Origin of the sequence: Pontibacter sp. 13R65 (assembly GCF_047525655.1) — a bacterium.
Classification (GTDB): Bacteria; Bacteroidota; Bacteroidia; order Cytophagales; family Hymenobacteraceae; genus Pontibacter.
Map to the genome: position 1 here is coordinate 17895 of NZ_JBLIQL010000005.1, position 22992 is coordinate 40886.

Here is a 22992-nt window from a genome sequence, read left to right on the forward strand (position 1 = left end):
TTGGCTGCAAAATCAAAACTGTAACATGATCTTGGGGAGGTTGGTGCGCCAATTGGCGACTGAAATTTAAATTTTGCTCTAGGTAACAAGGCAGTTTATTTTAGGATGATGGTACTGTGTAATTTGTAATGTTGGCCTACGTAAAAAATAGCAACCTGTCTGCCCTCTGCAGATATTTCGGAACTAGGCACACCCTGAGGCGATGCTGTTCGCACTCATCAGCCTGATACTGCTTTAGTCATGGTCTTTCCGTTAAGGGGAAGAATTGCTGAAAATGGCAGGTTGTTGCCACAGGCAATTATTTCTATCTCATCCGGCTGCAAAATTACAAAATAGTCCTCAAATAAAGGACCACACTTAATTGTTACAACGCTAAATTTATAGGAAGTGGTGCCATTTAATTTGTAAAGTTTGAGAGGCTGGCCTTCTTTACCAGTTAATAGAACGGAAACAGGTAAGAGAGGCAGATGTGCAGGGCTTGGTAGAAGGCACAGGAAATTGGGTAAAAATACCCCTGGAAGGCCATTGTAATTTAAATAATTAGAAAGCCAGCATTGTGTTAGCAACTTATTTTACCAATCCAGTCTGCGGCTGCCTTGTAAGTTGTGAACCTGTCAATTTCCAGCCTGGAGTTGTTAATTAAAATGGCTTCGTGCAGTGTTTCTTCAAAAAAGCTGATGATAACATTGTCTTTTGGCACAATGCGGGCAATTTTTCTTAATTCAGACTTTGCCATTACGTGCGCCATATATCGAAGCTTTTCTTTCTGATCATCAAGCGGCATAGCAGCCAGTTTGGTGGAATCCATAATCCAGAAGTGCACCGGGTTACTAATCAGCAGCTCCTCCGATTCCCGTACACCAGCTTCATATTCCTTCTTGCTGGGCAGTCGTAGCCATTCGGAGTACATTAGGTTGATGTCGGTGTCAACCCACATATCAAGATAGCTGCTTTCGTATGTGAACATGATTGGTGGTAAAAAAATATTGACAAAAGTACATAAACCCGGATATGATAACAACCCTCAAACACGTTATAAGCTTTTTGTGCAACTTCCAGGCTGAAATACGAAGCACTGTAACAAAGCTTTAGCCCAGCCAAGGAATATAACGCTGCTGCTATCTCAGTGGGTGCGGCTAAGTTAGCAGCAGCTTTTCGCCAACACTATAGAATTATTGTATATTTGCAGGAATGTGGCTAGCGCTCTACCTGTAAGTGTGGTAGGTATAGGAACCATCTGCCTGGGAGCAGATTCTGACTTATGTACGATAGCATAAGGAGTAGGAGTGGAGACAACAGAAGGGCGCGCAGGCTGTGGTAAGAAGCAAATGACGCTTTCTTTGCATTAAAAAGGCGGCAACTCAGGGCAGGCGCAGGATGTAGCACGAAAGATTTAACAGCTCTCCTGAAACCTAGGCTTTTGTGGCGGAAAGATTTAAGTTAGAACAATAGAAAAGTGTAGCAAAATACTTCAGTTAGAAGTAGCTTCGCTTTCTGATAAATAATAAATAATGGGATTTTTTGGATTTTCAGAACATGATATAGCCATAGATTTAGGAACGGCAAATATCTTGATTATTCACAATAATAAAGTAGTACTCGACGAGCCAGCCATTATTGCCATAGACCGCCGTACGAACAAGGTGGTGGCGGTAGGGGAGAAGGCCCGGCAAATGGAGGGCAAAACCCACGAAAACATTAAGACAATCCGGCCCCTTACTGCTGGTGTTATTGCCGATTTTAATGCTGCCGAACAAATGATCAGGGGCATGATTAAAATGGCAGCTTTGCGCAAAGGTTGGTTCCCAATTTCTTTGCGGATGGTGGTGTGCATTCCGGCCGGCATTACCGAGGTAGAAAAAAGAGCCATTCGTGACTCTGCTCAAACAGCTGGTGCCAAAGAAGTGTACATGATTTATGAGCCTATGGCAGCTGCTATGGGTATTGGCATAAACGTGGAGGAACCTGTGGGCAACATGATCGTGGACATAGGCGGTGGCACTACCGAGATAGCCGTTATCGCCATGAGTGGCATCGTGTGCGAGCAATCCATCCATACGGCAGGCCAAACCTTCGATTCTGAAATTGAATATTACATTCGGCAGCAGCACAACCTCCTGATCGGCATCCGGACGGCAGAAAAGATTAAGATAGAAATGGGCGCTGCCCATACCAAACTCAAAGATCCTCCCGCCGATTTAGCGGTCCTGGGCCGGGACCTGATGACCGGTATACCCAAAGAGATAAAAGTTACCTACATGGAGATTGCCGAATGCCTGGATAAATCGGTGGCCAAGATCGAAGATGCTGTGATGAATGCGCTGGAAATTACCCCACCAGAACTTTCGGGAGATATCTACGGTAACGGTATTTACTTAACCGGCGGTGGAGCCCTGCTCCGTGGGCTCGACAACAGGCTATCTGCCAGAACAGGTTTACCCGTGCACATAGCCGACGATCCCTTACGTTCAGTGGCAAGAGGCACAGCACTTGCCTTAAAAGGTCTGGGCCACTACACGTTCCTGATGCGCTAGGTCCAAAGTGTTGCGACCTAAATTTTTCTAATGAAAAGAGCCTTCCGGAGGCAATTTAAGCTCAGAAGACCTAGGGGGCTGTGGCTTTTAATTTTGGAGGCGAGGCCCAGTGCATGCTGTTGCTACACAAGTTCTATCGTTTGTTGAGCAGCACCAAAGGGAGTAGGGAACAATTAATCAAACTAAATGGAGCCAATACACATTCAGTGCAATACATCAAAGATCTTGCTGGGCAAAATAGCTCCAGGCTTCTTCGTTGCCATTAAAGGTGTTCCAGTCTACCCAGCCTTCTACACCTTCTAAGCGGGTATCGTGGGAGTGTTGCCAGAAAATCCAGCGGTCCGATTCTAATAGTGGTTCTTTTCTGAAAGTACAGATCCAGATCAGGCTACTGTCAAAATGGTCGGCAATGTAGCTGTTGTAGGAGCTTTCGTTGGTGTAGATTATTACAGCTCGGTTTGTCTTTTCTTCCACCTCGTTTATGAATTCCTTTATTTCCTGGGTAATCTGGGCCGGTGTTTTCTTATGATATTTGTTTCCCCAGTCCTCTACATCAATAACAGGCGGCAAATCGTCCTTCTCTAATACAGCGTGCTTCAGAAAATTGGCTGCCTGCTCTTTACCCGGCTTGTTAAACCTGAAGAAATGATAGGCTCCGGTTTTCAGCCCACTAGCTTTAGCACCCTGGTAGTTCACCTTATACTTTGGATCTAAGTAATTAACTCCTTCTGTGGCTTTAATGTAGGCAAAGTGTACCTGCTGCTGGCGTACTTTTTCCCAGTCTATGCGGCCAGTGTGTTTAGACACATCAATGCCTGTAATAGGGTACTTCCGCTTGTTGATGTTATAGAAAGTGGGGTTTAGCTTTTTATACCCTACATAAACACCTATAGCCAGCAAAGCTGAGGCTACCAGCAAAAAGTAAGGCCAGCGGATTGGCTTCTTCTTTTTTTTGCGGCTGCTTTTCCGGGGCATAGGAACCTTTTGTACGCGTTTTGTCTGTCCGGGGGGCATAGGTGGTCGTGCGGAGGTAATGAACCAAGCTTGTATATGTGGTATAAAGATAAGCGCAAAAAGACAATTGGACCAAATACAAATAGTTTATGCCATTGTAATTTTGAAAGTAGGGTGTGAGCCAATTTAACTACTTAAGTGGGTACGCGAGCCTCCCTGTAAAACAGGGGCAGCTAAAACAAAAACCGGAAAGAATAACTCTTTCCGGTTTTTGCGATCTACTACATTCTGCTCTTTACCTGAGCCGATCTTTTAGAAAGTAAAGTCAGCATGCCGTTAGTTATATCCTTCGTTCTGCTTAAATTCTTCTTTATTAGAAATTGCATCGAGCTGCACCTGTGAAATAGGTCTAACTCTATGGTGTGCCTTAATATTGTCCTTTGCATCCGGGTTATACTTCTGCACGTACTCTACCAGCTTGCCAGTTCGCTTCAGGTCGTACCAGCGAATCTGCTCACCGGCCAGCTCCCGTGCTCTTTCTTCCAGTATAAAGTCTATGTTAAGGTCGCTCTGGGTTACCAGCATTTCGGCTTCTTTGCCCGGAATGGCACGAGCCGTACGCAAGGTGTTTATTAATTGCAGAGATTCTCCAGGGTTTGTCTTCAGCATGGCTTCTGCAGCAATCAGGTACAATTCCGCAATTCTGATAACAAAGGCATCGCGTGAGCTCCACTCCTGGTTAGCAGTAAGGCGGGTAGGATCCATAAACTTTTTGAGCTGGATAAACTGCGATCGCAGGAGCGGAGAGCTATCCGGGCGGTACATTTCATTTACATCAAAAATCTTGTACCTGCCGGCGGCTCTGGCTTTTTGCGCAGGTGTGGCGGCTGTCTTCAGAAACACCATGGAAGTATCTCCGGTAACCATTTGCGGATAACCGTTTACACCACCCGGGGTTGCTTTTGAGGGGTCGTTGGCAAACCAAACCGTCTGGAAGCTGCCATGATAGCGTTGGTCTTTCGTTTCGTCGTACAGGTTAAGCAGGTGCAGCGAGGGCATAAACCGTTGGTAAGGACGACCGTAGTTAATAGACCGGATCATGCCAGGCTGCTTGTCGTACACCATAACAAAGTACAGGTGGCCGCTGTTGCCCTTACCTGCCGAAGCATCATAATCGCCGTTCATGGTGTCGTCGTTGGTATAGTTTACATAGTACACTACTTCAGAGTTGGTGCCGCCTTCGCTGTTTTTCATGTCCCAGAGTGCGTTATAATCGCTGAACAGAGCGTACCTGCCACTGCCGATAATCTCTTTTGCCAGCGTTGCCGCTTCGGCATAAAGGCCGGCATTGTCTGTCTGGCTGGCGCGTGTCAGGGCCATGCGGGCTTTAAATGCCTTTGCCACATCTTGGGTAATACGGCCATCAGTAGACTTTTTAGGCGCCAGGTTCTGAATAGCTACATCCAGGTCAGCGAATATTACTTTATAAAAATCTTCTTCAGAAGAGCGCTTGGCAGTGGTAACAGCACCTGCAGTAGGCTCAGTGTTCAACACCACACCACCCCAGGTTTCCACGATCAGCGACAGGTAAAGCGCCCGCAGAAACTTTACTTCGCCCATGTATTGCGTATTGAGGGCATCGCTCAGCAATGGGCTTGGAAGCAGTGCAATAGCCGTGTTAGTGGCGTTAAGGGCTTTGTATAAGTGAGCCCAGTAATCTTTCAGGTTGGTTTGCGCCCCGTTTAAGTCGACGGTGTAATCAGAAAGCTGGTTGGCTTTGTTGTCGCCGCCGCGCAGGAAAAGGTCGGTACCGGTTTCGCTGATGCCGAAAGGAGCTTCTTTTCCATACCACAGGCGTGTGCCGGAGTAGGCGGAATTTACGGCGCTGGTAATGCCCAGTTCCGTTTTATAAAAGGGATCTTCTGTTAAGCCACTCTTGTTGGTTTCTTCCAGAAAGTCCTGGCAGGAGGTTAAACCGAGGGCGGATGCCAGCAATACGGTTGCTATATATTTAAATTTCATCTTTTTCTTGCTAAAAATTCTCTTAAACAAACGAGGCTAGAAGCCAACGTTCACACCAAAAATAATCTGCTTGTTCAGTGGGAAGCTCAGGTCACCACCACGCTCCGGATCATAATCTTTCAGTTTGCTGAACACAAAGTAGTTTTGCATGGTGCTGTACACCCTGATGTTTCCGATTTTAGACGCACCCAACCAGGAAGTAGGCAGGTTATAGCCAAGCGAAATATCCCTGATTTTTATAAAAGAGCCATCTACATACCCAACAGTTGACTGCAACAGGTAGTTGTTGGTAGAGTAGGAGCTGTTAGGGCGAGGAAACGCATTGGTCGGATTCTCAGGAGTCCAGTAATCTACCATAGAAGAGTTCTCCAACGCATTGGGCTTGTAAGCTGTGTTGTACTCATAGTTAATAAATTGGCCCATACGGCCGTACACAAACACAGAAAGATCAAAGTTTTTGTACTCGAAGGTGTTGTTGAGGCCAAACGAAAACTTTGGAACCTGAGAGAAGGTAGTTCTGTCTCCTGTGTCGAAAATTCCGTTTCCGTTTCTGTCAGCTACTTTTATGTCGCCTGGTTTAAAGCCTCCGAAAGCAGTAGCTTCTTCTTCTTCGCCTAGCTGCCAGATGCCGATTTTCTCGTAGTCGTAGAATACTCTGGTAGGAGCGCCTACAAACCAGTTGTTGGCTTCGTTACGGGTAACTCCCTGGTTCAGGGCCAATATTTTCTCGCGGTTAAGGGAGTAAGTCCAGTCAGTAGTCCAGCGGAAGTTGGAGCTTTCGATGTTATGTGTTGTCAGCGTAAGCTCTATACCCTTGTTTTCGGTTTGGCCAATGTTCTCCAATCTGTCAGGAAATCCTGTAGAAGGTGGCAGCAGGCTGGGCAGTAGCAGGTCGGAGGTGCGAGACTGATAAAATTCCAGGCTACCTGTAACACGGTTGCTGAACAGGCCAAAGTCGACACCGGCGTTCCAGGTAGAAGTTGTTTCCCAGGTCAGGCTTTGGTTTATGATAGTACTTGGATAGTAGCCAAACGCTGCGTTGTTGCCAAACGCGTAACCAGATAGCGACAAGCCACCCAAGGTTGCATACGGATCGATGGCAGCGTTGCCGGATCTGCCCCAGCTTACACGCAGTTTCAGGTCGTTTACTACCGGCAGGTCTGCCATAAACGGCTCCTCAATTAAGCGCCAGGCAGCAGACACAGCCGGGAAATAACCCCATTTGCTGCCTTTAGCCAGTACAGAAGAACCGTCTGTGCGAAGGGATGCCTGAAAAATATAGCGGTCTTTAAACTTGTAGTTCACACGGCCAAAGAAAGAAGCAATTTGCGACTCACGCAGTCTGCTACCGATTACTTTGGTCGCTGTGTTTGAATTCAGGTCGTAGAAAGAGGTTAACTGGGAAGCCTGGTTGTCGCCTGAGCTTGTGAACTGCTCAGTGCTAAACCCTAATGTACTTGTTCCTAAAAGACCCTGGATGCTGTGCTCGCCAAAGGTTTTGTTGTAGTTCAGGGTATTCTCCCAGGTGTAGTTCAAGGTGTTTCTCAGTTCCACACCAGATATGGATTTACGGCCTACGTTGGCAATCGTGTTGTGCCCTTTGAAATACCCGTTGCGGAAATCGCGGATATCGAGGCCTACAGAAGTTTTAAATAACAAGGCATCGGAGAATTTAACGTCAAGGTAAGCAGAGGAGAACAGGCGCTTATCTACGATGTTGTTTACAAAAACCCCTGGTTGCTCATCGGCCAATGGGTTAAACTGAGCACTGTAGCCTGGGGCTGGGAACAGAATAATTTTACCGTCGTCTTCAAATGCTTTCGCGATTGGTAAAATCTTGTTGGCCATGTTCAGTGGGTTGTCACGCTTATCCTGGTTTTTGTAGGTGTAAATAGCCGAAACTCCTACCCGGAACATATCATTTAATTTGTGATCTACACTCACTTTGCCGTTTACTCTTGAGAACACGTCGTTCAAGAGCAAGCCTTTATCTTTTTGATAACCACTGGAAACAGAGAAGATGGTTTTTTCATTTCCGCCACTCAGGTTCAGCTCGTAGTTCTGCAGCATACCGGTATGGAAAATATAGTCTTGCCAGTTCTCAAATTGCTTGTTGTTGTAATACTCTAGTTCTGTTACCTGAAAAATATCCTGGTCGCGGCGGTATTCGCCATTGTTGGTGGTGCGGTAAGCTTCGCGTTTCAGGTTGTAATACTCTTCCCCATTCATCATGCGCGGGTACTTTCCTTTCTCGTAAGTAGAGACATAAGAATTAAAGGTGAGGCTGGTTTTGCCAGTGGCGCTGCCTTTTTTAGTCGTAATAATTATAACACCGTTCGCACCACGCGTACCATAAATAGCAGTAGAAGCCACATCTTTCAGTACCTCCACAGAAGCTATATCGCTTGGGTTAATGTCTACAAAAGAACCGTATTGGATTCCGTCTACCAGCACGAGCGGCTTGTTATCGGCTTTCAGAGAGCGGTTGCCACGTAATACGATGCCCAGATCAGAACCAGGCTGGCCATTGTTTTGCGTTATGTCCAGGCCAGATACCTTGCCTTGTAGTGCACGCAGGGCATTAGTGGTAGGTATGGCCAAAAGTTCTTCTGTTTTAACTGATGTGATGGCACCTGTTACATCACTTTTTTTCATGGTGCCGTAGCCTACCACCACAACTTCTTCGAGTACTTTGGAATTAGACTCAAGCTTTACCTGAATCATAGCCCGGTTATTTACCGGAACTTCCTGCGTAAGGTAGCCAACATAAGAGAAAACTAACGTGCCATCGCCAGATGGGAGCGAAAGAGAATAAACTCCATCCATGTCTGTGGCAGTACCAGTAGAGGTTCCTTTTAAAATAACCGTAACACCAGGCAAACCAATACCCTTATCATCGGTAACTTTACCTTTCACAAGTAAGGTCTGTTGCGCCATAGCACTTGCCATGGCTACGAAGAGAAGTGGCAGAATGAGCCAGAACCTCATCTTCTTTTGTAAGAAGTGCTTCATAAAAATTTTGGTTAAAAGTAGAAAGAGTTAAAATAAAGCATAAGCGGTCCTGCTAACGGAGCGAGTTTAAAAGGCACCTAGCAAGCAAGGAGAGGCGATACTGAAAGAAAAGCCAGACTTAGCTATTTGGAACAATAAGATCAATTTTGAGAAGCGGCTATTTTAATCTAAATCTGCGCAATCGATTGCACATAAATAGCCAAAAAAGCGTACTTATTTTGAAAGCAATAGCTATAAAATCTCTGTTCTTTTTTACTTACAGTAATTATTAAAATGGCATAGCTTATAATTATTTAAGCTATTTGCTTTTGAGATTCAGCGGGTCATAGTGGCTGTAGTGGTAAATAGTCCTTAGGAGTAAGATTATCTTCATAAGCTGCATATTTGTTAAATAAATTTAGAAACAGATAATATTTAGAGTTGTATAACTTGTTTATAGTAAGGATTATTTGAGAAATATAAATAACAAACATTAGTTAAACAAAATTATTTCAGAAATTTTTAATTAAATTTTAATGCCATCGATGCATAACTGAAGAAACAGAGACTGGAGCTGGTGCGAAAAAGATCTCCAATTAAATGTTGTAGAGGAGGAGTAATAGTAAGCAGCAGAGTATCAACAGGTAAATTGTAGCAGGGCCTCAAGGCATAGAAACAAATTAATGATATCTTTGCAACTTTATTTTTATTCGGAGATATATGATTTCAGTTGATGCAGTTGCTGTAGAATTTAACGGCAGGGCGCTGTTTAGTAATGTTGCCTTTAACATAAACGAAAACGATAAAATTGCCCTAATGGGTAAAAACGGGGCAGGCAAGTCGACACTGCTCAAAATTATTGCAGGAGTTAGCAAACCTACCCGCGGAAAAGTGTCGGCTCCTAAAGATGCTGTTATTGCTTACCTGCCGCAGCACCTGCTCACCGAAGACAAATGCACCGTTTTTGAGGAAGCCTCCAAAGCCTTTGCCAAAATTCTGGATATGAAGCACCAGATGGAGGACCTTAATGCGCAACTTGAGACACGCACCGACTACGAATCGGAGGAGTATTATGCCATTATTGAGCAGGTATCGGAACTGAGCGAAAAGTATTACTCTATAGAGGAAGTAAACTACGATGCCGAGGTAGAGAAAACGCTGATGGGGCTAGGCTTCCTGCGGTCAGACTTTACCAGACCAACCAGCGAGTTCAGTGGTGGCTGGCGCATGCGCATTGAGCTGGCTAAAATACTGCTCCAACAGCCCGACCTGATCCTGCTCGATGAGCCAACCAACCACATGGACATTGAATCGATTCAGTGGCTAGAAGATTTTCTGGTGAACAATGCCAAAGCCGTGATTGTGATATCGCACGACAAGACCTTTGTGGATAATATTACAAACCGCACCATTGAGGTGACCATGGGTCGCATTTACGATTACAAGGTAAACTACAGCCAATACCTGCAACTGCGCAAGGAGCGCCGCGAGCAGCAGCAAAAGCAGTTCGACGACCAGCAGAAAGAGATTGCCGACATACAGGCTTTTATAGACCGCTTTAAAGGTACCTATTCCAAAACCCTGCAGGTGCAGTCGCGGGTAAAGATGCTGGAGAAAATGGAATTGGTAGAAGTGGACGAAGTAGATACCTCTGCCCTGAACATTAAGTTTCCGCCTGCACCGCGCTCAGGCAATTACCCTGTTATTGTAGATGAACTCAGCAAAAAATACGGCGACCACACCGTGTTTAAAGATGCCTCCCTTACCATAGAACGCGGGCAGAAAGTGGCTTTTGTTGGTAAAAACGGCGAAGGAAAGTCTACGCTCGTGAAGGCCATAATGGGAGAAATAGACTACGATGGCAAATTGCAATTGGGCCATAACTGCATGATCGGTTATTTTGCGCAGAACCAGGCTTCCCTGCTCGATGGCGAACTTACCGTTTTCCAGACGATAGACGAAATAGCTGTGGGCGATATGCGGACCCGCATCAAAGATTTGCTGGGTGCCTTTATGTTTAGCGGCGACACCATCGAAAAAAAGGTAAAGGTATTGTCGGGAGGAGAGCGGACGCGTTTGGCTATGATTAAACTACTCCTGCAGCCCGTTAACCTCCTGATTCTGGATGAGCCGACTAACCACCTCGACATCAAAACCAAAGATATCCTAAAAGAAGCCCTTATTGCTTTCGACGGAACCCTGATCCTGGTATCGCATGACCGCGATTTCCTGGACGGTCTGGCTACTAAAGTTTTCGAGTTTGGTAACAAGCGCATCCGCGAGCATTTCGAAGATATAAATGGGTTCCTTAGAAACCGCAAGCTGGAAAACCTGCGCGAGATCGAAAGAAACACATCCAAATAAACAAAGAGCCCTAGACCATAAAAAACTAAAATCACCTCCGGAAGGCGATTTTGATTAGCAGAATTAAGTTGTTGGTGGTTAAATAGCTAGAGGGTTAAATGCTGAGATTAGAAGGAGCAGGAAGACTCTCGCAGCGGGCACAGCTCCTTCGAGCGTTTGGTAGAAGTAGACTTTATCAAAAACCAATTTTAGATAAAGTCTTACATCTAGTATCTAAAATCTCAAAAACGCCTGCGGAAGGGCAATTTCATTAGATTAATTCACTAGCCAGTCTGGTAGCAGTGCCCTAGACAATAGAAATTTAAATAAAGATAAGATGGAAGTTAAAGATAGCAACGGCAATATCCTGAACGAAGGAGACACCGTGACCCTTACCAAAGACCTGAAAGTAAAAGGATCTTCTATTACGCTGAAAAGAGGTAAAACAATCAAGAACATCCGCCTGACCAACAACGATCAGGAAATAGACTGCCGGGTAGACGGTAGCAATATTGTACTGAAGACCATGTTTTTGAAGAAAGCCTAAGCAGCCATTGCTTCTAAAAAGTAAAATCCTGCTCCGGTAATGGTCGAAGCAGGATTTTACTTTTTAGAAGTTTTCTTAAAGAACTATAAAGGGGATTTATTGCCCTTTTATCTCCAGCAGCTCCACATCGAATATAAGTGTGGCTCCGCCTGGTATGTCGCGGCCGGCACCACTATCCCCATAGGCTAGTTCGGAGGGTATATACAAACGCCATTTGCTGCCGGTGGGCATCAGCTGTACGGCCTCTGTCCAGCCGGCAATCACACCTGATACATTTATGGTAATCGGCTCACCGCGGGAGTAAGAAGAGTCGAACTCTTTCCCATCGAGGAGTTTACCGGCGTAATGCACCAAAATGCTGTTGTCGCGGGTGGGTTTAGGGCCGTTGCCAGCAGTAAGCACTTCGTATTGCAGGCCACTGGCTGTTTCTTTTACGCCTTCACGCTTTTTATTCTGCTCCAGAAACTGCTTTCCTTTGTCTTTTTCTGCCGTCAGCTTTCGCTGCATGCCTGCTCTGGCGTAGCGCTCCATTACGCCGTGTGCCTCGTTTATATCAAACAAAGTAGCTTCGTTATTGAGTGTCTGTGCAATGGCTCTGTTCAGCATCTCATAGTTGAGCTCTTCTACTCCCTGGGATTTCATGAACTGCCCTACCGAAATACCCATGGCATAGCTCAGGCTGTCGCTCTGGGTTTGGAGAGTAGTGGCAGCAGGAGCTGCTGCTTTGGCAGGCGTAGACGGTTTCTGAGCCGACTTTGCCTTTTTGGTTTGTGCCTGGGCCGTTAGAGAGCCCAATAAGAGACAGGAAATGATAAGTTTTTTTAACATGGATAAGGTAAATGATGCTAGATTAATTCCTGGTGTTGATCCTGTAAAATTAGGTTTATTTCTGAACAATTGACAGGCCCTTAATAATTCCGGACGCCCTAAAAGCCGTTCCAGCATTTGCAGCCATAGGAATGAGATAAGCCAGCCACCAGAGCGATCTGCATCATCAGAAAGACAAGCTTCCTGTGGTTCCTTTATATCAATACCTCCCACAACACAACCTATTGCCCAAGGCTAAACATAAACACTAAACCAACAAGCCAGGAGGCGATAATAGCGCTAAAAGAGAAGGCAGAAAAAAGCACATACCAAAGCTTTTAGATAGTCCATTCAGGCTGTAGGAAGTGGAAAGATTAGCGCAGCAAGCTTGTGCAGATATTTGCAGCGGCGGCAATCTACGGGAAGTGACTGTGGAAGACATTGAGCCGATTTTTGGAAAAGCATACGAGGTGGTGGAACTGGAACCGGCGTAAAGAACCATCAGCATTCGATTTTCGATTTAAAAAACCAATGGTTCTGCCGCTGTTATAGCAGACTATTGCTAGAGTTAAAGTATCGCAGGCAACAGTTTAGCTAAAAAAACAAATCCGGTGGGGAAGCTGAATCTACCCCACCGGATTTGTTTTTACCATACCTTTAATCTTTGGTAAGTATGAATTTTTAAAAGTGCTGATTATGGAAATTTCCTATTTATCCTTTGTGCACATGATGTCTCTTTAACTGCTCCAGCTCAAGCTCTAACTCCTGGTTACGGTTCATTTCTGTTTGGAGCTCGCGCTTGATTTTTATCTCTCGCTCGCGCGCAGTCTTTTTGTATTCAGTAAGTTCTAACTCTATGGCATTGTAACCATTTTGTTTTTCTATGGCAATAACGTTGTTGCGTTTGTACTGCTGCATTTTAATGGCAAGTAATATCAATAAAGCCAAGATGATAACAGCAGTAAGAATTACATAGAATTGCTTTTTCATGTCGATGCCTAGTACCGAAAGGCTGTTTACATCGTGCAGGCTCTGTTGTACCTGCTGCTCTTTTTCTTGGTTTTCAAGCTTTAAGGCTTCCAATTGTTTTTGTTGCTCCTGAATGGTAGCGCGGGCTTGGGCAAGGTTATCTTCTGCAGATTTTTTATCGTCTATAAGACCTTGCTCTGTTGCTTTAATGGTTTGCTGAACGCTTTTCCAGAATGCATCAAGGGCACTTACATTTACTACTTTGTACTCTTTGTTATTTTCGCGGTATGAGTTGGAAGCATCTTTCAGGTTATTAAACTGCCGTGCAAGAGGAGCAGGCCCAGCGGTTTCTTTAGTGGTATTTTGTTGTGCATTTGCTGTGGTTGCCGTAAAGAAAAACAAGCAAAGCAATGGGTATAAAAGAGTTTTCATACGTAGAATTATAAAGTTTGACTTATAGAAAACTGAGTAAAGTTAAAAAAATATTTTTTAGCGCAAGTCAGTAGAGCTGTCATTCTTCCAATTGCGCTTTATCTTCTGCTTAAAACACCAAATCAACCTAAATATTGTAATAATCTAAATGTATATAGTTAACCACTTCTACTTTATTATGTTTAGTGTGGTCATTATCAGGTGTATAGAATATTGTGGTATAGGTGGCGGTAAGGAAATTTGCAAAATGAAATGGCTAATATTTGTTAGTGGGCAGGTTGGGCTATGATAAAGACTGCATTATGGGAAAACGTAGCCTGTAGTTATAAGGAGCGAGTTTAGTCTTATTGGTGACAGCCATGCATTTGCGGTAAATTTCAGTTTAAAAGGTACTCATCACCTTCTGAGGTTTTGCAATTGCTGACGAAGCTTGTAAATTAATAAAGGCTTACTAGAAACTTCTGAACAGGGTGGGGGAGTGGCTGGGGCCGTAGCAGGCGCAGGAGATCGGGCGGGCACTGTGAACTAAATTCTACAAATAAAAATAGCCTTCCGGAGCTGTTTTATGCCTGATAACATATAGGGCAAGTGGCAACTCCGGAAGGTAAAATTAGGTTCTTAAATTATAGTAGCTGAATCTTATGCTTGGCACAGGTTTCTATTACCTCCTGTGGCCAGATGCTTGACTGCACTTCCCCGATATGAGCTTTGCGCAAAAAGAACATACACAACCTAGACTGGCCAATGCCCCCGCCTATGGTTAAAGGAAGTTCGTTGTTGAGGAGCATTTGATGCCACATGAGCTGAGCACGTTCTTCGCAGCGGGCAATGCTCAATTGTTTTTGCAAAGCCTCTTTGTTTACTCTGATCCCCATAGAAGAAAGCTCGAAGGATCGGTTCAGGATATTATTCCATACGACAATATCGCCGTTCAGACCTTTGTTATTGCCCTCGGAAGGGGTAGTCCAGTCGTCGTAGTCGGGGGCGCGGCCATCATGCTTTTCACCGCTTGCGAGGGCACAGCCTATTCCAATAATAAAAATGGCACCGTGCTCTTTGGCTGCTTTATCTTCTTTCTCTTTAGAGCTAAGGCCTGGATACTGGTCTTCGAGCTGCTGGGCGTGCAGGAACGTGATCTTGTCTGGAAGCTGCGGAGTAAGCTCCGGGTATTCTTCGTAAAGCAAATACTCTGTTCGCTTCATCACCGAGTAAATCTTTGATACAATGCGTTTCAGGAAAGCCAGGTTACGCTCCTCTTCGGTAATTACTCGTTCCCAATCCCACTGGTCAACATAAATGGAATGCACATTGTCCAGGTCCTCATCTGGGCGGATCGCATTCATGTCGGTGTAAAGTCCGTAACCTGCCGGAATTTGCAATTTTTTCAGGTTCCAACGCTTCCATTTAGCCAGGGAGTGCACAATTTCGGCGTGGGTCTCGTTCATGAACTTTATCGGAAAGCTAACCGGTCGTTCTATTCCATTCAGATCGTCGTTAATGCCAGTGCCTTTTAAAACAAAAAGCGGTGCAGTTACCCTGCGAAGCCGCAATTCTGCCGAAAGCTGGTGTTCAAAAAAGTCTTTGGTAAGTTTAATGGCCTTTTCAGTACGGGTCAGGTTAAGAATTGGGTCGTAATTGGAAGGTATAAACAAGTGTTTGTCCAGGTTCATGGTGTTTTTGTAAAAAGAATTTTGCTTTTCGGCTCTCACGCAATCGCTGCACCGGCTCCGGGTAAGCAAAAGACCGTATCTGTTACAGATCCTGTTTCCTGCTCGTCTGGTGGTTGCCTCTTATTTTGCGTGCTGTTTTAACGCTTATAATCAGGGTTACTCAAAAACTTCCGAAAGTTAGCAAAATTTTAGATTGTTGCGTCTTTTGTTTTGTTTTTTGCAATTAGTATCGGGTTGTACTGCATATATTATCAGTTTATTGGTTTTGTAGAAACTTATGACTGTTCTGGTTTTAGCCACAGCAAAGCTTACACCTGTTCCTGAAAATCAGGTCCTAGTTATTTTGATTTTGTTGCTTCTGTTCAGTTACGTGGCCTAAGCAAATTTGCGTGGAAAGTGCTCTGGAAGGTCATTTATATTAGAAGAATTTATGCTAATGATAATTTAATAAGCTTGGAGCAGCTGAGCGTGCAGATATAATGACTAAGGCTGGTAATCCTGGGGCGGGTGTAGCCAAAGCCATCTGAGGCAGGAGCCAATTAACATTCTGAAGACAACCTACGTTACACTTTCTAAATAGCTGCACATAAGGTAGATCTGTAAACAGTATTTGCCTTTCACACTTAACAATTGCATCGTTATGGAAAGATTCTTAGGTTCATTCAGCCCCTACTTTTATGCCTTGCTGCGGATAGTGGCAGGAGCCATGTTTGCCATGCACGGTAGCCAGAAACTATTTGGTATACCAGGCGATAAAGATCCGGTAGAGTTGGCTTCTTTGATGGGGGTAGCAGGAATTGTAGAACTTGTAGGCGGTATTTTGATAGCCATAGGCCTTTTTGCCAGCATTGCTGCATTTATTTGCAGCGGCCAAATGGCAGTAGCCTTTTTTATGTCTCATTTTCCGCAGGGCTGGAACCCCTTGTTGAACGGTGGAGAACTGTCGGTGCTGTACTGTTTCCTGTTCCTGTACATAGCCTCTGTGGGAGCTGGTATCTGGAGTTTAGATGCCCTGCGCACAACCGGCAAAAGAAAAGATGCCCACCGATTTGCCTAAGGCCAATTATAGTGTTGGGGGCGCAGCAAGTAAAAAGCCCTAGCTTCAGCTCTGAAGGCACGCATCTTGTTCGTAAGCGGACGGCAGTAGGAGGTGGGATTCCTCAACTTTTGCTTTTCAAGTCGCTTATCGGAAAAGCAATAAAGGCGCAATTCTCTCACTTAATCAAATTATTCTGATGAAAAAGCCTTTCAAGAGGTATTTAATGCTACTTTATGCCCTATTGGTTTTCGGCTGCCTTGCCCCATGTGGTTTCTTTATTTGGTGTTTGGCAGGAAAAATTATCTAACAAAACCTTATTTCACTGGTTATCTGAAAGAGTAGTATCTGTTTAGAACAAGCACTGCTAAGAGTGGCTGCCAATGCTGTAGCTGCCCCAGAAACTAAGCAGCTGACGCATGAAAATATTATTAACGGGAGCAAACGGGTACATCGGAAAAAGGCTGCTGCCCTCGCTCCTGGAGCAGGGGCACGAGGTAATTTGTTGTGTAAGAGACCAGAGCCGTTTTCCAACAGAAGGTATTTTCAGCCACCCGAACATTTCGGTAGTGGAAGTTGACTTTCTGAAGAAACCTGTGTTGCAGGCTCCAATGCAAGGCATAGCAGTGGCTTATTACCTGATCCATTCTATGAGCGACAATTCGCCTCACTTTGAGAAGCTGGAGGAGCAATCGGCGCAAAATTTTGTAGCACTTGTAGAGCAGACCGCGGCAAAACAAATAATATACTTAGGCGGCATTATCAACGACCAAAAACTTTCGAAGCACCTGGCATCCCGGAAGAAGGTGGAGGAGGTACTACGGTCTGGCACTGTGCCTGTCACAGCGTTGAAAGCTGGTATTATTGTAGGTTCCGGTAGCTCCTCTTTCGAAATCATAAGGGACCTGACCGAGAAGCTACCGGTGATGATTACTCCTAAATGGCTTAATACCAAAACGCAACCCATCGCTATCCGAAATGTGCTGGAGTACTTGGTTGGCATTTTGCTGAGGCCCGACACCTATGGTCAGTCCTACGATATTGGTGGCCCCAATGTGCTGACTTACAAGCAGATGCTGCTTCAGTTTGCGGAAGTAAGAGGGCTAAAACGATTTATATTTACCGTACCCGTCATGACGCCTCGCCTCTCCTCTTACTGGCTTTACTTTGTTACTTCCACCTCCTACAAGCTGGCAACAAACCTGGTCAATAGCATGAAAGTAGAGGTAATTGCCAAACCCAATCCATTAACAGAACTGGTGCCGCTGAAACTGCTCACCTACAAGGAAGCTGTAGCACTCGCTTTTCAAAGAATTGAGCAAGACAGTGTGATATCGAGTTGGAAAGACTCTTTGATATCGAGTTATAGGGGCAGTTCGTTGGTGGAGCACATACATGTGCCTACCAACGGTTGCTTTTTTGATAAGCGGCTCAAAATTATTTCGACTCAGGAGGAGCAGGTGCTCGACAATATCTGGTCGATAGGAGGGAAGCGGGGCTGGTACTATGGCAATTGGCTCTGGTCGATTAGAGGGTTTTTAGACAAAATGGTGGGCGGCGTTGGGCTAAGAAGAGGTCGAACTAACGTTAACAGCATACACTCCGGTGATACCCTGGACTTTTGGCGGGTATTGGTAGCAGACAGGAAAACAAAGCGGCTGCTCTTGTACGCTGAAATGAAGCTGCCTGGCGAAGCCTGGCTGGAGTTTAAAATCATTGAGAAAGGCAGCGATAAGTACTTGCAGCAAACCGCCACTTTCCGACCTAAAGGACTGCTGGGCCGATTGTATTGGTACGCGGTATGGCCCTTTCATCATTTTGTGTTTGATGGCATGTCAAATAACCTTATCAACTATAAAATTTAGTTTGAAATTCCGCCGGTGTGTGTTAGTCTCTTCTTAAATAATTTTCCTGTTTATATTCCGGAAGAGAAGGTGTAGCAGAATTAAGATAGTAGAGAGCTTACTCTTTTGTTTTGAGTTAGCCGCATCTTTATGAATGGCTTTTTAGTACACCTTTAAAATCGCTTATTTTGCAACATGAAAAAAATGAATTTTATCTATTGCCTTTTATTTTCTTTTCTACTTTTCATTCCGGCAGTGCATGCGCAAGAGGCGCAAAGTTTCGGGCTTAAAGCAGGTATTGCCATAGGCACACTGTCGCATCAGGCTAATTTAAATCCCCAGCCGGGGCTGCAAGCCGGTGCTTTTGCTAAACTTGGCGGGCGCGAAAGCCTATTTTTTAAAGGTGAGGCACTTATTACTCAAAAAGGCTCCCGCAACTGGGAAAGCGACCAGCCCAATAATTTCAGGCTTTATTATTTCGACCTGCCCCTGATGATCGGCACTGATCTTTATAAAGGAGTAACCCTTAATTTAGGCATCCAGCCGAGCCTCCTGCTGGCCGGTACCCACAAAACAGCAGAAAATGGCACCACCAGCTCCCGTGGCATCAGAAGCGACCTTCAGAAGTTTGATTATTCCCTGCTGATAGGTGCAGAGTATTTTATTACAGAGAATAAGCTGGTAGGGCTGCGTTACAACCATGGGTTTGTGCCGATCCAGTCGCTAAGAGGCGAGTTCACCAACAGGAACGGTGGCCGCACCCTGGCCAACCATGTGGTGTCGGTGTATCTGGGCTTTGTGCTGTAACACACGGCAATTTTTCTGGCAGGAGGAGAGGCTAGTGGGCTGCTTTGGCTACCTCATCGTTTCTCCATTCGCCCTGCACAATAATCTTACCTTCTTTGTCATATAGTGTGCCTTGGCCATTGCGGGCATCATTGGCCCAGCCACCCACGTATTTGTCGCCGTTGGGCCAGTAGTAAGTTCCTTCTCCTTCTCTTTTCTCATCTACAAAGTCACCTTCGTATATTTCGCCTTCCACCCACTTGTAAGTTCCTTTGCCGTGCTTCTTGTTGTTTTTCCATTCGCCATCGTACACACTGCCAGTGGCGTGGCTGCCAATACCCTGTCCGTTTGCTTTGCCGTTGCGCACCTCTCCGAAATAATTGATCTTAGTCCCATTTGCGTTGTAGAAAGTGAGTCTTTCGATGCGGGGTATAGCTGCCAGCTCCTGATCTTTTCTCTTCAGCTGGTTTTCAAGTGCCTCTATCCGGTTGCTTAGCACGGTCTGAAGCGAATCGCTGGTAGACTCGTGCTGTAATTCAAGGGAGGTGAGTTTTAAGCCCAGCATGTCTTCGCTGATTTCTGCTTTTTTCTCGGCCTGTTCTGCTTTATTGCGCAGCGACTGCCGGAATTCTGCCATTTGCTCTATGATCTTTTTCCTTTCGTTTACAAATTGAGCGCTATAGGCTCCGTTTGGAATGGCTTTGTAAACGGCCATGGCAGAATCGTACTGGCCATTTATAAAAAGCTCATCAGCCGTAGATTTCAGGATAACGGAATCTAACCTGCTTTTTAGACTTTCAACTACTACCTGAGTTTGGGCAATATTGGCATCCATACTTTTGTACGCCTTAAAGTATTTAAAAGAAAAACTTACAGAAGCGAGGCTGATAACCAGTAATATAACAATTAACAAAGTTTTTGATACTTGCTTTTTAGTACGCATTGTTGAAACAATTTAGAATTCTAAAAAGAGTTTGACTTTTATGCTTTTTAGAAATTAATTCATTTTTGCTTTTTTACCATTTCTACGAATGGATCTGCCTAAACCTTACACAGATTATGCTAAAATGGCTCCGGAAGGCTTATTTCATTAGAATAATTGGTGATGGGCCTATAATAGGTACTTATTACAGAGTCAGGTTAGGCAGTAAAATGGGCAATGCCTGCAGCCTTTGGTTAAGATGTTCCAAGCCCTTATTCTGCCATAAAGGACTAATCCAACAATCTGACAGAGTGAATTTTCTTCTCATCTTTTCTAAAGTCAAGCGAGATGTAGGCGCTTACGCGCATGACCCATCGCTGCCTGTATACGGTGCCATCGTTTAAGTTTTGGCCTGTCGCATACATCAAACCGGCAGAGTACGTAACGCGTGGGCTGCTGATATAGGCCAGGGAGGGGTACACCCTAAAATCTTCTACAGGGCTGTCAATTACCTGTTTTCCGGTTTGCAAAATAATCTCTACATCTGGGTTGAAATAGATAGTGCCAGGGGTGAGGGTTTTCTTGTTTAGCGGAAACTTCGCGTAAAATTTATAGCGCCAGCGGTTCCTGAAAATCCAGTCATCCTCGTAGCTGTTCGATTTACTCCACCTGTGCTCAATCCGGATTCTGTGGTAAGCCTGAAACCTGGGGAAGGGCATAACAAATAAATATTCATGCCAGATGCGGGGCTCATGCATCACCTCTTTGTAAGCATCATTACCTGGGCTAGGAGTGAAATTAAGCCGCAAAACTCCGCCAAACGACATGTTAAAAGTTGGTGAGAACAGGTAGGTGATGGCATGGCGATTATAAATCTGTTCCATTTTTCCAATAAATGGCTGCCCTTCGTAGTCACCGCGACGGTAATGCATTTCTGCGCGCCAGAAAAACTTTTCTGATAAGCGGAAATTGTTGTAGAAACCAACCCATAAATTGGTATTCCAATTATCGGAGTCTCTTGTGCGTTCTTCCTGTGCCGAAACCAGACTTGGAAAGGCCAAGCATGCCAGGAACAAGAGCAATAAACTATGTTTTCTCATAAAAGTTGAATGCTTAGAAAGTAAGATTGATGTTTAGAATTTCAGCTGCTTTTGCCGCTGTGTCTGCTCTCTTTATCCTTCTCTCTTCTCTTCGGGTGTTTCTATTTAAGACCTGTAGCATTCCTCCAAATAGGTTGTTGAAATTTTGGTTGTAAGCGGTAATGTTTTCGCAAGAAAGTTTATTTAAGTTGTTCCAAATGCCGGGCAACATTACCTCTGTAAAGGATTCATAAATGGGTTCCTTTACTTTTTCTTCCATGTCGGTAAAGGTGTATGGGTTAAAGACTTTGTTGGTGTATGCATCTCGAACCATGTATGTGTTCTCCGGTACGTTCTCCAGATTTCTGACCAGGCTTTCTACTTGGTGCAGGCAGTTCAGAGAAGACTCAATCTGTTGATTTTTCTCAGAAAGGGCAAGGCTGTTATAGTCTTTCAGAAGTTGCTGTGTAAAGCTCAGTAGCACTGCTTTTACATTAAAGCCTGCTAGCTTATCGTGCTGCTCATTTAAAAGCGAGTCGCTCAGTTTTACAAGGTCTTCCTGCCTTTTCAGGAGCACAGCTTCCGATTCTGCCAGGTGTTCTTCGCGTTTTACTTCCAGTACATAGGCGTCCAGGCTATCCTTGAGCAGGTTAATTTCTTTTATAATATTTTCTGATAGGGTTGTAAACTGTTGCAGGGGTTCCTGCTGGGGTGCTACCTGCACATGCACCAGGTTGTAGGCAAATTGGGTGGTATCCCTGTTAAAAGCAAAAGGGACCTGTATGGTCTTCGGTACAGTCAAATTGCTTTTCAGGAACCGATTCCTGTTCACATACTCCAGGTTGCCACTTTGGTAGTGATCTATAATGGCTTTACTTTTTTCCAGCAACTGGTTCTGTACTGCTTGCAAAGTAGAAAAGTACCAGGCAGCCTTCTCAATAGAAGTACTGGCTAACAGAACCTGGGGATCATCGTGAATGGCACGCATCAATTTATCGGCCTCCTGGGTGTTTTTCTGAGCAGTTTTTAAAAGGGAGAGTTCTGCTTGGGTATAAGGGAATTTATCTACTCTTGTTTTTATCCCAGGGGTTACCTTGAGCTTGGTAATAGGCACAAACAACGAATCAACTACTTGCAATTTGTCTACAACTTCAAATATCAGATCCCTGACTTTGTCTGTTCCTCTGTACTTTTCATATAATTCAGGGTTGTTTAGTGAGGCTTTAAGGTCGATGATCTTCATGAAATTGTCATCAAATGGTATCTCCTCAACCTGCTTTGGCTGGTTCGTTACTTCGCTGATGATGAGGTTTAGGGCCTGACCATTTTCATATAATCTTTTGCTGACCAATTGGTTGTTCTGAAATATCCACTCTTTCAACAATACTCTTTTGCCGTTTGCTTCTGTTAAGTAAAAAGACCATGTTCTGTCTGTGAACTGGTTGTTGTCTACAAAGCCATCCAGGTAGTCGCCCTCATGAAAGAGCTTCAGATTGCCTTGTAAGTGGTCGTTATGGAAAGGAAGCTGTGCAGAAAACAAGGTATCGTCTATGGTAGAGTTAACAATCTGCCATTCGTAAATTTCCCATGGAGAGTTTTTTTTGCCTTTATCCAGATTACCATTCGCTATAAACTCTGTTCCGTTTATTTTAAAGATGTAAGCATTATCTTGGTACACTCCCTTTCCGGAAGAAGAAAAAGTGCCTTGTCTGATGGCCCAATTCCCATCGGCTACATTCTGATTGAAGTTGCCATTGATAGCAGCATATTTATAGTTTTTGTTGCCAACTGCTTCTTCCACTTCTTTGGTCAAAGCAAACGGACCATGGTAAAGAGTGTCTTTCTTATTTACATAATAGTTGAAGTTGGCTTGGTACACATTGCCATTTAAATAAACTTGATCTTCGAAGACCTGCGTTTTTTGACCATGCGCCAGCTGACAAATCAGGGTCAGGATAAAAAATTGGTATAGTCTAATTTTTTGATTCATAGTTTCTTGCTTAAACTAATTAAAGTTAAGGGTTTTGTACAGGCGGTTCAATATTAAGAAAAGTGT

The 22992-nt window shown here is 44.5% G+C and carries 15 protein-coding genes and 1 pseudogene; 6 read left to right on the top strand and 10 right to left on the bottom strand.

The genetic code is table 11. From position 1 onward, the window contains the following. Nucleotides 1-559 precede the first annotated feature (559 nt). Nucleotides 560-967 carry a hypothetical protein gene (locus tag ACMA1I_RS07805; protein ID WP_337067745.1) on the bottom strand — a complete coding sequence of 136 codons (408 nt, stop codon included), beginning with the start codon at nucleotides 965-967 and terminating at the stop codon, nucleotides 560-562. Between the two features lie 544 nt (nucleotides 968-1511). Here ACMA1I_RS07805 and ACMA1I_RS07810 point away from each other — a divergent pair. Beyond that, nucleotides 1512-2534, top strand: coding sequence for a rod shape-determining protein (locus ACMA1I_RS07810; RefSeq protein ID WP_337067746.1), 1023 nt, complete (start codon nucleotides 1512-1514; stop codon nucleotides 2532-2534). Nucleotides 2535-2750: 216 nt separating this feature from the next. Here ACMA1I_RS07810 and ACMA1I_RS07815 read toward each other — a convergent pair whose 3' ends face one another. From ACMA1I_RS07815 to ACMA1I_RS07825, 3 genes are all read right to left on the bottom strand, one after another. Beyond that, entirely contained in the window at nucleotides 2751-3509 is a 759-nt protein-coding gene (locus tag ACMA1I_RS07815; RefSeq protein WP_337067747.1) for a glycoside hydrolase family 25 protein, read from the bottom strand. A gap of 315 nt (nucleotides 3510-3824) precedes the next feature. Continuing rightward, nucleotides 3825-5510, bottom strand: coding sequence for a RagB/SusD family nutrient uptake outer membrane protein (locus ACMA1I_RS07820; RefSeq protein ID WP_337067748.1), 1686 nt, complete (start codon nucleotides 5508-5510; stop codon nucleotides 3825-3827). A gap of 36 nt (nucleotides 5511-5546) precedes the next feature. Further along, a complete protein-coding gene (locus ACMA1I_RS07825; RefSeq protein WP_337067749.1) occupies nucleotides 5547-8522 on the bottom strand; it encodes a TonB-dependent receptor in 2976 nt (991 codons plus the stop codon). A 699-nt stretch (nucleotides 8523-9221) separates the two neighbouring features. Between ACMA1I_RS07825 and ACMA1I_RS07830 the strand changes: the two genes are divergently transcribed. Both ACMA1I_RS07830 and ACMA1I_RS07835 read left to right on the top strand, forming a co-directional pair. Next, nucleotides 9222-10865 (top strand): ABC-F family ATP-binding cassette domain-containing protein, encoded by a 1644-nt coding sequence (locus ACMA1I_RS07830; RefSeq protein WP_337067750.1) that lies wholly within the window; start codon nucleotides 9222-9224, stop codon nucleotides 10863-10865. A 310-nt stretch (nucleotides 10866-11175) separates the two neighbouring features. After that, a pseudogene (locus ACMA1I_RS07835) lies at nucleotides 11176-11391 on the top strand (zinc ribbon domain-containing protein YjdM); the annotation flags it as partial. A 96-nt stretch (nucleotides 11392-11487) separates the two neighbouring features. Here the strand turns inward: ACMA1I_RS07835 and ACMA1I_RS07840 are convergent. From ACMA1I_RS07840 to asnA, 3 genes are all read right to left on the bottom strand, one after another. After that, a complete protein-coding gene (locus ACMA1I_RS07840) occupies nucleotides 11488-12219 on the bottom strand; it encodes an FKBP-type peptidyl-prolyl cis-trans isomerase (protein ID WP_337067751.1) in 732 nt (243 codons plus the stop codon). A gap of 690 nt (nucleotides 12220-12909) precedes the next feature. Next, complete coding sequence (locus ACMA1I_RS07845; protein WP_337067752.1) at nucleotides 12910-13599, bottom strand: hypothetical protein; 690 nt, start codon at nucleotides 13597-13599, stop codon at nucleotides 12910-12912. A 623-nt stretch (nucleotides 13600-14222) separates the two neighbouring features. After that, nucleotides 14223-15269, bottom strand: a complete 1047-nt coding sequence (gene asnA, locus ACMA1I_RS07850) for an aspartate--ammonia ligase (RefSeq protein WP_337067753.1) — start codon at nucleotides 15267-15269, stop codon at nucleotides 14223-14225. A 640-nt stretch (nucleotides 15270-15909) separates the two neighbouring features. Between asnA and ACMA1I_RS07855 the strand changes: the two genes are divergently transcribed. The 3 genes from ACMA1I_RS07855 to ACMA1I_RS07865 all read left to right on the top strand — a co-directional run bounded on the left by ACMA1I_RS07855 (nucleotide 15910) and on the right by ACMA1I_RS07865 (nucleotide 18956). Further along, nucleotides 15910-16326 (top strand): DoxX family protein, encoded by a 417-nt coding sequence (locus tag ACMA1I_RS07855; RefSeq protein WP_337067754.1) that lies wholly within the window; start codon nucleotides 15910-15912, stop codon nucleotides 16324-16326. Between the two features lie 398 nt (nucleotides 16327-16724). Next, the gene (locus ACMA1I_RS07860; RefSeq protein ID WP_337067755.1) at nucleotides 16725-18170 is read left to right on the top strand and encodes an SDR family oxidoreductase; all 1446 of its coding nucleotides are present in this window, start codon (nucleotides 16725-16727) and stop codon (nucleotides 18168-18170) included. 174 nt (nucleotides 18171-18344) lie between these two features. Beyond that, the gene (locus ACMA1I_RS07865; protein WP_337067756.1) at nucleotides 18345-18956 is read left to right on the top strand and encodes a porin family protein; all 612 of its coding nucleotides are present in this window, start codon (nucleotides 18345-18347) and stop codon (nucleotides 18954-18956) included. 31 nt (nucleotides 18957-18987) lie between these two features. Here the strand turns inward: ACMA1I_RS07865 and ACMA1I_RS07870 are convergent, their stop codons facing one another. The 3 genes from ACMA1I_RS07870 to ACMA1I_RS07880 all read right to left on the bottom strand — a co-directional run bounded on the left by ACMA1I_RS07870 (nucleotide 18988) and on the right by ACMA1I_RS07880 (nucleotide 22926). Then, on the bottom strand, nucleotides 18988-19770 hold the full coding sequence (locus tag ACMA1I_RS07870; RefSeq protein ID WP_337067757.1) for a hypothetical protein: 783 nt from the start codon (nucleotides 19768-19770) through the stop codon (nucleotides 18988-18990). 377 nt (nucleotides 19771-20147) lie between these two features. Beyond that, nucleotides 20148-20957 carry a DUF2490 domain-containing protein gene (locus tag ACMA1I_RS07875; protein ID WP_337067758.1) on the bottom strand — a complete coding sequence of 270 codons (810 nt, stop codon included), beginning with the start codon at nucleotides 20955-20957 and terminating at the stop codon, nucleotides 20148-20150. 13 nt (nucleotides 20958-20970) lie between these two features. Beyond that, the gene (locus ACMA1I_RS07880) at nucleotides 20971-22926 is read right to left on the bottom strand and encodes a hypothetical protein (RefSeq protein ID WP_337067759.1); all 1956 of its coding nucleotides are present in this window, start codon (nucleotides 22924-22926) and stop codon (nucleotides 20971-20973) included. Between the last annotated feature and the right edge of the window lie 66 nt (nucleotides 22927-22992).

Excerpts from the sequence above, each read along its gene's own strand:
- ACMA1I_RS07805 (WP_337067745.1), bottom strand. The coding sequence starts at position 967 with ATGTTCACATACGAAAGCAGCTATCTTGATATGTGGGTTGACACCGAC.
- ACMA1I_RS07810 (WP_337067746.1), top strand. The coding sequence starts at position 1,512 with ATGGGATTTTTTGGATTTTCAGAACATGATATAGCCATAGATTTAGGA.
- ACMA1I_RS07815 (WP_337067747.1), bottom strand. The coding sequence starts at position 3,509 with ATGCCCCGGAAAAGCAGCCGCAAAAAAAAGAAGAAGCCAATCCGCTGG.
- ACMA1I_RS07820 (WP_337067748.1), bottom strand. The coding sequence starts at position 5,510 with ATGAAATTTAAATATATAGCAACCGTATTGCTGGCATCCGCCCTCGGT.
- ACMA1I_RS07825 (WP_337067749.1), bottom strand. The coding sequence starts at position 8,522 with ATGAAGCACTTCTTACAAAAGAAGATGAGGTTCTGGCTCATTCTGCCA.
- ACMA1I_RS07830 (WP_337067750.1), top strand. The coding sequence starts at position 9,222 with ATGATTTCAGTTGATGCAGTTGCTGTAGAATTTAACGGCAGGGCGCTG.
- ACMA1I_RS07840 (WP_337067751.1), bottom strand. The coding sequence starts at position 12,219 with ATGTTAAAAAAACTTATCATTTCCTGTCTCTTATTGGGCTCTCTAACG.
- ACMA1I_RS07845 (WP_337067752.1), bottom strand. The coding sequence starts at position 13,599 with ATGAAAACTCTTTTATACCCATTGCTTTGCTTGTTTTTCTTTACGGCA.
- asnA (WP_337067753.1), bottom strand. The coding sequence starts at position 15,269 with ATGAACCTGGACAAACACTTGTTTATACCTTCCAATTACGACCCAATT.
- ACMA1I_RS07855 (WP_337067754.1), top strand. The coding sequence starts at position 15,910 with ATGGAAAGATTCTTAGGTTCATTCAGCCCCTACTTTTATGCCTTGCTG.
- ACMA1I_RS07860 (WP_337067755.1), top strand. The coding sequence starts at position 16,725 with ATGAAAATATTATTAACGGGAGCAAACGGGTACATCGGAAAAAGGCTG.
- ACMA1I_RS07865 (WP_337067756.1), top strand. The coding sequence starts at position 18,345 with ATGAAAAAAATGAATTTTATCTATTGCCTTTTATTTTCTTTTCTACTT.
- ACMA1I_RS07870 (WP_337067757.1), bottom strand. The coding sequence starts at position 19,770 with ATGGATGCCAATATTGCCCAAACTCAGGTAGTAGTTGAAAGTCTAAAA.
- ACMA1I_RS07875 (WP_337067758.1), bottom strand. The coding sequence starts at position 20,957 with ATGAGAAAACATAGTTTATTGCTCTTGTTCCTGGCATGCTTGGCCTTT.
- ACMA1I_RS07880 (WP_337067759.1), bottom strand. The coding sequence starts at position 22,926 with ATGAATCAAAAAATTAGACTATACCAATTTTTTATCCTGACCCTGATT.